At 26.6% G+C, this 11,520-nt stretch carries 11 protein-coding genes; 3 read left to right on the top strand and 8 right to left on the bottom strand.

Features of this window, described 5'->3' with window-relative positions; all coding sequences use genetic code 11:
- Positions 1-7 precede the first annotated feature (7 nt).
- Complete coding sequence (locus ACH5BF_RS10735; RefSeq protein WP_423274235.1) at positions 8-1,234, bottom strand: hypothetical protein; 1,227 nt, start codon at positions 1,232-1,234, stop codon at positions 8-10.
- Between the two features lie 64 nt (positions 1,235-1,298).
- Positions 1,299-3,248, bottom strand: coding sequence for a hypothetical protein (locus ACH5BF_RS10730; protein WP_423274234.1), 1,950 nt, complete (start codon positions 3,246-3,248; stop codon positions 1,299-1,301).
- 109 nt (positions 3,249-3,357) lie between these two features.
- Here ACH5BF_RS10730 and ACH5BF_RS10725 point away from each other — a divergent pair, with 109 nt between their 5' ends.
- Together ACH5BF_RS10725 and rimK are read left to right on the top strand one after the other, a co-directional pair.
- Positions 3,358-3,783: an ATP-dependent zinc protease family protein gene (locus ACH5BF_RS10725; protein ID WP_423274233.1), complete on the top strand. Its 426-nt coding sequence runs from the start codon at positions 3,358-3,360 to the stop codon at positions 3,781-3,783.
- The gene (gene rimK, locus ACH5BF_RS10720; protein ID WP_423274232.1) at positions 3,783-4,709 is read left to right on the top strand and encodes a 30S ribosomal protein S6--L-glutamate ligase; all 927 of its coding nucleotides are present in this window, start codon (positions 3,783-3,785) and stop codon (positions 4,707-4,709) included. The genes ACH5BF_RS10725 and rimK overlap by 1 nt, the downstream gene beginning before the upstream one ends.
- Positions 4,710-4,732: 23 nt before the next feature.
- On the opposite strand, the gene ACH5BF_RS10715 is transcribed toward rimK, so the two are convergent.
- Both ACH5BF_RS10715 and ACH5BF_RS10710 read right to left on the bottom strand, forming a co-directional pair.
- A complete protein-coding gene (locus ACH5BF_RS10715; protein ID WP_423274231.1) occupies positions 4,733-5,131 on the bottom strand; it encodes a phosphate-starvation-inducible PsiE family protein in 399 nt (132 codons plus the stop codon).
- A gap of 80 nt (positions 5,132-5,211) precedes the next feature.
- Positions 5,212-5,715: a hypothetical protein gene (locus tag ACH5BF_RS10710; RefSeq protein ID WP_423274230.1), complete on the bottom strand. Its 504-nt coding sequence runs from the start codon at positions 5,713-5,715 to the stop codon at positions 5,212-5,214.
- A gap of 118 nt (positions 5,716-5,833) precedes the next feature.
- On the opposite strand from ACH5BF_RS10710, the gene mgtE reads away from it, so the two are divergent.
- Complete coding sequence (gene mgtE, locus ACH5BF_RS10705) at positions 5,834-7,201, top strand: magnesium transporter (RefSeq protein ID WP_423274229.1); 1,368 nt, start codon at positions 5,834-5,836, stop codon at positions 7,199-7,201.
- Here the strand turns inward: mgtE and ACH5BF_RS10700 are convergent.
- The 4 genes from ACH5BF_RS10700 to ACH5BF_RS10685 form a co-directional block, all read right to left on the bottom strand.
- Entirely contained in the window at positions 7,198-8,994 is a 1,797-nt protein-coding gene (locus tag ACH5BF_RS10700) for an ATP-binding protein (RefSeq protein WP_423274228.1), read from the bottom strand. The genes mgtE and ACH5BF_RS10700 overlap by 4 nt on opposite strands.
- Positions 8,995-9,078: 84 nt before the next feature.
- Positions 9,079-9,729 carry a hypothetical protein gene (locus tag ACH5BF_RS10695; RefSeq protein WP_423274227.1) on the bottom strand — a complete coding sequence of 217 codons (651 nt, stop codon included), beginning with the start codon at positions 9,727-9,729 and terminating at the stop codon, positions 9,079-9,081.
- Positions 9,713-10,150, bottom strand: coding sequence for a GNAT family N-acetyltransferase (locus tag ACH5BF_RS10690; protein WP_423274226.1), 438 nt, complete (start codon positions 10,148-10,150; stop codon positions 9,713-9,715). The genes ACH5BF_RS10695 and ACH5BF_RS10690 overlap by 17 nt, the downstream gene beginning before the upstream one ends.
- The gene (locus tag ACH5BF_RS10685) at positions 10,147-11,130 is read right to left on the bottom strand and encodes a DUF2156 domain-containing protein (RefSeq protein WP_423274225.1); all 984 of its coding nucleotides are present in this window, start codon (positions 11,128-11,130) and stop codon (positions 10,147-10,149) included. The genes ACH5BF_RS10690 and ACH5BF_RS10685 overlap by 4 nt, the downstream gene beginning before the upstream one ends.
- Between the last annotated feature and the right edge of the window lie 390 nt (positions 11,131-11,520).

Below are 11,520 nucleotides of genomic sequence, written 5' to 3'. Positions count from 1 at the left end.
TAATTATTTATAAAAATTTATTTATAAATCTCATAAAGGCGTTAGATTTTTTTGCCATAAAAATCAAGAAGATTGGAAGTAAAATAATAATTATAGTAAATGAAACTAACCAGTGTATATCTTTGTATGGTTCAGAGTTTAGAACCTGAACTAAATCGAAGAATGCAAAAATACCTAAAATACCAATAAGTAGTGAGATTGTATCCATAAATGATTGGAATTTACCTTTTGACATCTCTGTTGTTAATTCTATAAAGTCTTTTAGTTTATTATGATTTTCTTCAAACTCTTTAGCTAAATTCCATCCACTCTCAGCTCTAATATTTTTTGATAGTTTAAGAAGATGTTCATTATGCCAAATATTTATATTGTTAAACTCATCATAATTAACTGTAAGCTCTCTTTGTAAGTGAGAACTTCTTTCTAAAAGTTCAGGATAGTCACTCTTTGAAGTTGAGGCTATATCATCTAACATAAGTGATGTTTCACTTCCTATTCTATTTTTTAGATGTTTTAAAAGATTGAAAAATGAAACACAATAGCAGTAGTAAATACTATTTTCATTGTGAGATAAAAAAGTATAGTTCCTATTTAAAAATAGTTTTGTATTTTCATCTAAAGTTTTTTGATTTGATATGTTTAACTTATCCCAGTTGTCGTTGTTTATTAAAAAACTTGTTCCATACATAGAAGGAATATAAAAGTAGTCTTTTTTTATAGAAAAGTATTTATATATTTTTTCAATAGTTTGAATATCTTTATCTTCATATTCATATTTTTTTAACTCTTCAAGTTTTAAAAACTCTTCAATACTCAAATTCTTATTTTCTAATTTTGCTAAAAATAAAAATAGTCCATAGTTTAAAATATCTCGTATATTTAAAGGATTTTCACCATATGAAAATATACTCTCTTTTGGAATCCAGTTATCTCTTATCTTTTCTATTTCATTAAGAGTTAAAGCCTCTTTTGATTTGATGTTTGCAATAACTACTATATTATCAGAAGAATGAACTAATACTTTGTGTTCTAATATGATATTTTTATCAAATAATCTAAGTTCTATTTCTCCTAGTGAGAATGTAAGAAGTCTTTCTCTTTTTACATATCTATTATTATCAAATATTTCATGTAATAGTTTTTTGTCATTAAATTCTTTTAATTTAGAAAAATTCTTTGTGAAAAAACGCCTTGGAAGAGAAAAAGCCCTTGAAGAATAAAACTCATTTGTCATTTTGAACCTTGTGTGTAATATTAACTGTTATAATATCATATGATTATTAAAAATAATAAAATTATTAGTTAAAATCAAAAAGTGATTCTTGTTTTTGTTTGAAAGGCTCTATTAGTTTATAGGCTTCTTTTATATAAAAATCAAAGTCTAAAAACTCATATGAAAAGTCATTTATATTATTGCAAAGTTCTATTTTATAACCTACATTTATTCCTATTACTCTTGGCTCGCTATTATTATTTAGAGGTGGAAGGATTTTTTTTAAAGGAAATCCATTTTTACTTATAAAATATCTTATTGTATTTGGCAGTTTCATATAGGTTTTTTCTAGGGAGTAAACTTTTTCAAGTACTAAGTCAATGTTTTTAGTAGCTTTTGTATTTAGTAAAAAGTCATATTTATTTCTATGATTATGTATAAACTCTTCTATTGAAATACCTTTTAAAAGATGAGCTTCAACAGCTTTTTGTACCACAAGGCATGAATGATTTTGATTCCAAGCAAGTTCATATTTATAAGCACCTATTTTTTTTGCTTCACCCTTTTCTTTTAGGGCTATATAGTTGTTTACATCTCTAATCCATAGTTTTTTATAAATAGTCTCTTCTAACTCTAAACCTGTAAACTCTTGCCAGTTTTTAGAAATGCTCTCGTATAAGGCTTTATCTTTTTTGTCTATTTTAAAAGTAAGACCATCTGTATTTGCTTGTATTAGTGAAACAGAGTCTATACTCATAAGTTTTTCAGCAAGCATACAAAGCATTAGTTGACCGTTTAGAGTGATGCTTAGAGTCATTTTATAGTCATAAAATGGACTAAATTTATTGTTTGTGTCTCCATATGCTGAGTTAAGAGCTAGTTTTAACATCTTGTTTTGAGAAGTTCCTTTTTTATATGAAAATCTCATATCTCTTATTTCTTTGTATATATCTACAAACTCAGCTCCTAGATGTTCTGGATAAAGCCCATTTTGTATTACAATAGATGGATAGTAACTAGCAACATCTACATCTATGATTAAGTATTCATCACTTTGGTCATAAAACTTTCCCTCTACACTTCCATGAAGTCCACCAGTCCCAAAGTAAAAAAAGAAATCTTTATAGTTAAGATGTAAAGAGGAAGCTTCATTCTTGGCATTTAATGTACAAAAAGATGATAGCTCTTCTAAGTCTTCTTTTTTGATATTTGAAAAGACTTTTGACATATCGTTTGTGTACTGTTTTTTTAGGTATTTTAAAAGAGCTTGAAACTCATAACTCTCAAACTTCACATAATCAAATATAATCTCACCAAAATTTAAAAAGTTTCTTACAGTTTGTCTTGGTTTGCCGTTTATATAGCAGATGTTTTTACCAAGTTTTTCTTCAAGATTTCGTATAAAGTATCTTTTACCTATTTTTGTATCACTGTAGTTAAGCATGTACTCATTATATTTTGAACTTAAACTTTCTCTAAACTCTATAGCTTCTAAGGAGTGATTGAAAAAAAGTAGGGTTGCTTCAACATCATGTTTATTATATTTGATAAGATTATCAAATTCATCTATTTTTAGGTTTTCACCAATAGTAAAATTTAAATCTTCAATAGAGTCCATGCACATATTTACTTCTAAAACTTTTAGACTAACTCTTGTTGCTTTATAATCAAAGTTATGTATTTTCATAAGGTCAAGTTGATTGATCTTTATAGAATCTTTGTCTTCTTTATATATGGTGTTGTTTTTTATTAAATCATCAGCAAAAAGAAATGTTTTATAAATAAGCTCTTTTATTTCATACTTTTTAGCATTTTTATAGATGTATTGAAGTACTGCGTAATCAAAGTTTAGGTTATTGTATCCTACTAGTATTTTATCAGTTTTACTTAGCCATTCTAAAGTTTTTAGAAGTTTTGCTAAATCATTTTGTCTTATGCTTAACTCAAAAACTCTAAGCTCTTTTGTTTGAGCATTTTGCATAACACAAGTAAAGATATTTGGGAAGGTTTCCAAGTCATATATGTAGTATTTCATTAAAGTAATTATAGTTTATATGAACTGTGTACTACTTTATAGAATTTAAAGGGCAATAGTATTCTATTATTTAATCATTTATATAATATTATTTTGTGAGGTTAATAAAATGAAAGATAAAACTATTATTGGTAGAAGAGAGATTATCTCTATTTTGGATTTGGATTTATATGATTTGGATGCGAAGGTTGATACTGGAGCTGATTCAAATGCTTTACATTGTGATGATATCTTTATTGATGACGAAAACTTTGTTCATTTTAAATTACTAGATGAGGTACATCCCGCTTATCATGGTAAAACTATGAAAATGCCTTTATATAAACTAAAAAAGGTAAAAAGTTCAAATGGTGTTGTTCAAGAAAGACCATCTATAAAAGTAAAAGTTGCTTTCTTTGGAAAAGAGTATAGTACTGTTATTTCTTTGACAAATAGAGCTGATATGAAGTTTCCTATGTTATTAGGTCGATTATTTTTAAAAAATAGATTTCTTGTAGATGTTTCACAAGATTATTTATCAAAACAGGAGAAGTAATGAGAGTTTATGTATTATCGAGAAATAAAAACCTTTATTCTACAAAAAGATTGGTTGAAGCTGGTGAGCAAAGAGGTTGGGAAATAAAAGTAATTGACTATTTAAAATGTACGATTGAGATTATGAAAGGTGAATTAGTTATTAACTATTTAGGAAAAGTTTTACCAACTCCTGATGCAATTATTCCAAGAATAGGTGCAAGTAGAACTTTCTATGGAACAGCAATGGTTAGACACTTTGAAATGATGGATGTATTTAGTACATCAGGAAATTTAGCAATCGCAAGAAGTAGAGATAAGTTAAGAAGTCTACAAGTTTTATCTAAAAATGACGTTGATATGCCAAAAACAGTTTTTGCATCAAATATGTCAAGCTCAAAAGACGTAATAGCTCTAAGTGGTGGAGCACCTTTAGTTCTTAAGATTTTAGAAGGAACACAAGGTGTTGGAGTTGTTTTAGTTGATAGTGAAAAAGCAGCTAAATCTGTACTTGATGCTTTTTATGGCATGGATGTAAACTTACTTGTTCAAGAGTTTATAGAAGAAGCAGGTGGTGCTGATATCAGAGCTTTTGTTGTAGGTGGTGAAGTTGTTGGAGCCATGAGAAGACAAGGTGCAGAAGGTGACTTTAGGTCAAACCTACACCAAGGTGGAACAGCAGTTGCTCATAAACTTACAAGAAAAGAAAAATCAACTGCCTTAGCTGCTGCAAAAGCTATGGGACTTGGAGTTTGTGGAGTTGATATGATTCCATCAAGTAGAGGTCCTTTAGTTATGGAAGTTAACTCTTCTCCAGGGCTTGAAGGAATTGAAAAATCAACACAAATTGATATAGCTGGTAAGATTATGGACTATATTGAAAAAAATGTAACACCTGTTGAGCCTAATAAGAAAAGAAGAATCAAAAGAGATAAAATCGGTGTTTAAGTTTATTAAGAAATAGATGAATATTATTCATCTGTTTCTTTTTTTGTATACTCTTTTTCGAAAAATGAAGGGCTATATTTAACTGTAAAGATTCTAAAAGCAAATAAAATAGCTATTATTCCTAAAATAGAAAAAACTTTTGTTGCATCAAACTTATCGTTTACAATAAGCATAATATCTCTTATAAAAAATACAATTGTAGAATCTATCATAAGTCTCATTCTAATTCTATTTTCATCACTTAGTAAAAATTCAATAAGCATTCTAACTAATTCTAAAATAATAATAAACTCTAACAAAGCAACAGCTAGTTTACTAAATGAGTTAATAGTGTTAAAATCTTTTACAAGTACAAATAATGTTAAAGCTATAATAAACTTTATTAGTGGAGGCATATTTTTTTCTACAAAAAAATTCTTCAAATCAATCCTTTTTTTTCGGAATTATAATCGAAAAAAAGGATTTTTATTCTTAAAATAATCTTATAATAAAAAATTTATCTTTAGCTGTTTTTTCTTTGTTTGTATCTAGTGATGAAACCTTCAATTAAAGAAGAAAAATCCTCTAAAATCTCTTCATCATCTCTTTGTTCTTGTGTAGTATCTTTAAGTTTTTGCGACTCTAAAGTTATAAGTAATAAACATATAGATTTATTCAAATCAAAATCTTTTTTTAATGAATAATCAATCACACAGTTTGAAACAACTTTTATAAGAGTAAATTTATTAAAACCTTGTTTATGCTTTACTCTGTATTCTGATAAAATATCAAATTTATGCTTTGCATCATCAACAATAATCTCTATAGCTTTTGTATAGTTTTTTGATTCTTTTATTTGTAAAGACTCTTTTAAAGACTCAAGTGTTTCTATATTTGAAAAATTAGAACCTTTGAAGTATTTACTTAGTTTTTTTAAAGAGTTTTGCGTATTTTCTTTAGTTGTTTTTTTATAATAAACTATTCCTAATACTAAAATTAGAAACAAGATAATATATAAAATCTCCATGTAGTGCCTTTTATGTTTAATCAAATATTATCACAAATAAATTTAAATTAAACGCTAAATTATAAATAATATGATAAATTAATTAGTGTTAAGTAAATAATTTAATAAAAGAAAATAAATGGAAGATAAAAAAGTACAAATTGAACAGTTAAAAGAAGCTATTCTAAAAGAAGTGCAAGAGTTTAAAGAAGAAGAAATAAGTGTTCATCCTTATGATATGTCAGAGCAATTACAGAAGTTAAGAAATCTTGATTTTGATACTTATGTCTTAGTTGTAAAAAAAATTCCAAGTACTCTTTTTGCAGAAGTTTTAGCAGAAATGCCTGTATATATTCAAGAAGAAATAAGTGAGTATGTAAGTGTAAAGAAGTTAACAACAATAACTTCAAATATGGATACTGATGATGCTGCAACTTTTATTCAAAATTTAAGTGAAGAAAACGAAGAGGTTGCTCAAACTATTTTAGAAAATCTTGATGAAGATGACAAAGATAATATTGAACAACTTATCTCTTATGAAGAGAATGAGTCTGGATCTTATATGCAAATGGAGCTTTTTAGTGCAAATATTGATGAAGAAATAGGAATTGCAATAAAAAGATTAAAAGAGCTAAAAGAAACAGGTGAACTTGATAATATTTGGCATTGTCATTTAGTAGATAGCAAAGGAAAATATAAAGGTTCTATTGGTTTAGAAGAGTTGATTATTTTTGACCATGATTTAAAGTTTTCAGATATAAATGAAGAGAAACTAAAGCTTTATAGTATTGAACATAAACATGATATAAAAGAGGCAGTTGAGATAGTTACAAACTACAACTTAACAACTCTTCCTGTTGTAGATGAAAGAAATAGACTTATAGGAAGAATCACTTCTGATGATATTTATGATATTATCCAAGAAAGTGCTACTGAACAAATCTATAACATGGCAGGTGTTAATGAAAGTGCAGAGCAAGAAGAGAGTATTTTAGAAATTGGGAAAAGCCGTGCTTTTTGGCTTGGAATAAATCTTCTTACAGCAATCGCTGCTTCCATTGTAATTGGCTTATTTGATACAACTATTCAATCTTTAGTTGCTCTTGCTGTATTGATGCCAATAGTAGCATCTATGGGTGGAAATGCTGGAACACAAACTTTAACAGTAACAGTAAGACAAATGGCTATGGGTGATATTAGCAATGAGGATGCAAAAAAGACTGTTTATAAAGAAGTGGTCATATCTTTAGTAAATGGATTTATTTTTGCTTTTGTTATTGGTTTAATCGCATATTTTTGGTTTAATATTCCATTATTAGGTTTAGTAATTGCAATGTCTATGGTAATAAATCTTTTAAGTGCAGGTTTCTTTGGTGCAGTAATTCCTCTTACTTTAGAAAAGCTAAAAATTGACCCAGCTATTGGAAGTACTGTAATCTTAACTACAGTTACTGATGTGGTAGGTTTCTTTAGCTTTTTAGGACTTGCTACAATTATTTTACTTTAATTTTGAGTATGTTTGATAATTAACTCTTTTAGAACATCTGTTTCTACTGGTTTACTTAAAAAGTCAACAACTCCAAGACTGAAAAACTCTTCCTTATCAGAGCTTAAAGCATTTGCTGTAAAAGCTATGATAGGAGGGTGTTTTTCATTTAGTTTATTTATATTTTCAATAGTTGTTCTTCCATCCATTTCAGGCATTTTATCATCCATGAATATGATGTCAAAATCTTTACTTTTATAATACTCTAATGCTTCTATTCCATTGTTTGCAATAGTAATTTGGGCATTTGAATCTTTTAGAATCTCTACAAATAGCATTTGATTTAGTTCATTATCTTCTGCAAGTAAGATTTTAATCTCTTTATTTATATTTTTATCTGTTTTATCATCTAAAACTTCAATTGATTCACTTTTTTCACTTAAATCAATAGGAAAATAGAAACTAAAAGTACTACCTTGATTTTTGATACTTTTTACTAAAATATCACCATTCATGATGTTTGCAAGAGACCTACTAATAGGTAATCCAAGACCTGTTCCACCATATAGTCTTGTAGTGCTACTATCTTCTTGTGTAAATTTTTCAAAGATTAAATCAAGTTTGTTTTTTTCTATACCTATTCCCTCATCTAAAACATTTATTGTAATTATTGATTTGATTGAATCATAATCAACATTTACTTTTATACATTTATTTTTAGGTGTAAATTTTATTGCATTACTCATAAGGTTTAGAAATATCTGTTTGATTCTAAGACTATCTGCCACAATTGTTTTTGGAATATTCTCATCAATATTTAACTCAAAAAATATACTTTTCTGATTTAGTTGATATGTAAATCCTTCACATATACTTTTTACTTCTTCAATAAAATTAAATTCTATTTTATTAAGCTCTATTTTTCCTGTCTCTATTTTACTAATATCTAAAACATCATGTATTAGTTGAAGTAGAGTTTTTGAACTACTATTTATAATAGATAGTTTTTTCTTTTTTTCTTCGTCTTTTTCATCATCAAGAAGAATCTTATTAAAACCAATGATTGCATTTAGTGGTGTTCTAAGCTCATGGGACATATTTGCTAAAAAGTCTGATTTTGATTGACTAGCTTTATTTGCAAGCTCTTTTTGTTTTAAAAGTTCTTTTTCTTTTTCATCTCTTTCAAGTTCATTTACACTTGCTTTATACATAATAATAATTAAAAGTATAAAGATAATAGCAAGTACTACTATTTGAATAGCAAGCATTGTTAGTTGAATCTCTTTGAATCTTTTTAGTTTTTGAGTTATGTTGTAGTAAAGTTCAAAAGCTCCCTTGAATTCATTGTTTTTCATAAGAGGAATGTAGATTTCAACAACATCTTGTGGAATAATTTTCCCATCTTCTGCTTGCATTCCTTTTTGAACAACTTTATGGTAGATAATCCCTTTTGTAACTATCTCATAAAAGGGTTTACTCATTGATTTTGTATTAATCTCTTTTTTATCAGTTGAGGCTGTAATATAGCCATTTTTATCAAAATATCTAAGTTTATATATGTTGAAGTCTTTTACAACATTGCCAATGTTTTCTAAAAATATTTTTTCATGTACTTTGAAATGTTCTGTTTCAATATGTTTTGCAACTCTTTTTGCGTCATCTTCAATGTTATAATACATTTCTTTTTGAAAATTCTCATTCATAAAGTTAAAAAGTAATGTAGGAATTAAAAGCAATAATAAACAAGTAAAAATAAAGATGTTTCTTAAAAAACTATTTTTGAAAATATTGAAAAAAGCATTATTTAGTCTCATAGTAAAAAACCTAATATAAAAATTATTTATGTATCTTACTAATATTATCTAGTTTATTGTTAAAACTTATTTACAATATTTTACTTATCTAAATTTTTCAAAAAGATTTGTTTTCTCTTTTTGTATCTCAATACCGCTATTTTTAAAGACTTTTTTCTTAAACTTCATATAAAGTTTATATTGAATTATGATAGCTAATACACCTAATATTGAACAAAAAATTAGTATATCTTCAAGTCTTATTTTTAAAAAATCAAATAACATTGCACTTAAACTTCCTAATACAACTGCTATTGAAATCATAAAAGATCTAAGCATTAAATAGTCTTTTAATTCTATTTCTTCATCTTGCATAAAATCAACTGTATGAACCCTTGCAATTTCAAAAGTAACAGCTTGAATAGTAAAGATAGATAAAATTATATATGTAAAGATAATAATATCGTAAGAGACAACCAAATAAGTACTTATTTGAATAATATCAAGTAGTATTGTAAATAGATATATATTATAAATCTTTATATTTTTAAATAAGGGTTGAACGATACCATCAAGTGCTCCTAAAAGCATGAAGAAACTTATCATAAATATAGGAAGATAAGTTCCCTCAAGTTTAGTAATATATGGTATCAAAACCCAGTCTATATAAGTAACTAAAAAAAGTGTCATTGATTGAAGGTATAAGAAATTTGATTTCTTTACTTCAAAAAATAGTTTTTTATAATGTGTTAACATCTTTTTCTCTAATCATTAAAAAAGCATCAATATTATTAGGATAGTAATCTTTGATAGTTTTTTTTATCCTAAAACCATACTTTTCATATAAAGAAATAGCAATACTATTGTTTACTTTTACTTCTAATTGGTAACTTGAATTATCCAACTGTTCAAAAGAAAATAACAATAACTTTTTACTTATTCCTTTACCTTGAAAGCTTTTATCTACACAAATAGAGTAGAGCCTGTAGTAGTTTTTTCTTTTTAGCCATAATATATAAGCACCTATTTTAGAATCTTCTTCATATACAAAAATAGGGTTTCTTTTTACATGGTAATAAAAACTGCTAAGTGAGATTCCAAACTCATCTTTTGAAAAAATAGAGCTTTCTAGATGATGTAAGTTTTTTACATCATCGATTAAAGCTTTTCTTATCATATCTTTTGATAAATAGTATATTTTGGAATCAGCATGTATGGTCTGTATGACATCTTAACTTTTTTAAGATTTTCAAATCCCATATCATCTCCAACATTGATATACTCACTTCCATAAAGTTCTCTTAGGTACTCTGTAAACTCTTTGAAGATAAATTGAGCACAACCTAATATCTCAAAATCTGTTTTTTCTATGATAATACTTGATGTTGTAGCATTGATTTTCTCACCAACAGTAAAACCTTTGATTTCATCATCTATATATAAAACCATTCCAACTACATCAAGCTTGTCATAATCATTTAACAATCTTTTTACTGCAAATCTTTCAAAGTATATTCCATCTAAAAATATCTCAACTTCTTCTTTTGGCATATAAATAGTTCTATCTTTAACCCATTTGTTGAAAAGTGAGATGATTCCATCTTTGTGTTTGTTTATATCAAGAACTTCTAATCTATAGTTTTCATAAACTTTTTTAAATTTGTTTATCTCGTTTCTTTTTGACTTATATGAATCACCTTTTAAATCAATAAGATTCTGCGCTTTGTAGATATAATCAATAAGCTTCTTTTCTATTACAAAGTCTTTTAACATATCAAAAATCAATGTACCTTCTTCTAAATAATCAACAAAACCTTCAAGAAGATTTTCATGTACATACTCGATTTTAGAGTAGTGTTTTGAGCTGTTGTGTGTATTCATAATATCAAAACAAGTAAGCATCGCATCATAAGTTTTCTCTTTTGTTCCAAGGGGAGGTAGAAGCATAGATAGCTCTCCTGAGTTTAGAATAAAAAGACAAAATGTGTCATTTATAATAGTGTAAAAACCTGTAGCTGTTGAAAGCCAGATGTAATTGCCAGCAAAAGTATAATCACTTAAATCTACTTTTAATAGTTCTAAATAGCTATCCATTTGTTCTTTAGCTTTAAGATCAAAGTGATTTAAAGTGTGATTGCCAATTGTCAAAGTTGACATTTTTTTCTCCTAGATTATTTTGCGAATTATACATCAAAAAATTCAAATTGCGTCAAGTTTTTTATGAAATAAAAAAAGAGCTGAAAATAGGTGGTTTAACAGTTATTTAAAGAGTAAAAGTTTGGTAGATATAAGTGTTGAAATATGATTTTTTATTCAAAAATATTAGAAAAATTAAATAAATAATAATTATGTATATATTTATAAAATAGTGTTATAAAAATATATTTTTTAATCTTTTATCAACTAAATAAATAATACTATAACAGTAAAATTATTTTAGTCGAGAATACACTAGATAGTGATAGTTAGCACTAATGCACTAAATCAGCTTCAAAGTTCAGGAAAGATGGTAGGTGTGATTTCCCATGTAGAAGCACTAAAAGAGAG

The organism is Arcobacter pernae (genome assembly GCF_049472135.1).
Taxonomy (GTDB): Bacteria; Campylobacterota; Campylobacteria; order Campylobacterales; family Arcobacteraceae; genus Arcobacter_B.
Note: the sequence above shows the minus strand (reverse complement) of the source record. Positions and strands in the feature narration are given on the sequence as shown.

Bases quoted from the DNA above. Each gene is read 5' to 3' on its own strand.
- ACH5BF_RS10700 (WP_423274228.1), bottom strand. From the start codon at position 8,994: ATGAGACTAAATAATGCTTTTTTCAATATTTTCAAAAATAGTTTTTTA.
- ACH5BF_RS10695 (WP_423274227.1), bottom strand. From the start codon at position 9,729: ATGTTAACACATTATAAAAAACTATTTTTTGAAGTAAAGAAATCAAAT.
- ACH5BF_RS10735 (WP_423274235.1), bottom strand. From the start codon at position 1,234: ATGACAAATGAGTTTTATTCTTCAAGGGCTTTTTCTCTTCCAAGGCGT.
- ACH5BF_RS10710 (WP_423274230.1), bottom strand. From the start codon at position 5,715: ATGGAGATTTTATATATTATCTTGTTTCTAATTTTAGTATTAGGAATA.
- ACH5BF_RS10725 (WP_423274233.1), top strand. From the start codon at position 3,358: ATGAAAGATAAAACTATTATTGGTAGAAGAGAGATTATCTCTATTTTG.
- ACH5BF_RS10685 (WP_423274225.1), bottom strand. From the start codon at position 11,130: ATGTCAACTTTGACAATTGGCAATCACACTTTAAATCACTTTGATCTT.
- ACH5BF_RS10730 (WP_423274234.1), bottom strand. From the start codon at position 3,248: ATGAAATACTACATATATGACTTGGAAACCTTCCCAAATATCTTTACT.
- mgtE (WP_423274229.1), top strand. From the start codon at position 5,834: ATGGAAGATAAAAAAGTACAAATTGAACAGTTAAAAGAAGCTATTCTA.
- ACH5BF_RS10690 (WP_423274226.1), bottom strand. From the start codon at position 10,150: ATGATAAGAAAAGCTTTAATCGATGATGTAAAAAACTTACATCATCTA.
- rimK (WP_423274232.1), top strand. From the start codon at position 3,783: ATGAGAGTTTATGTATTATCGAGAAATAAAAACCTTTATTCTACAAAA.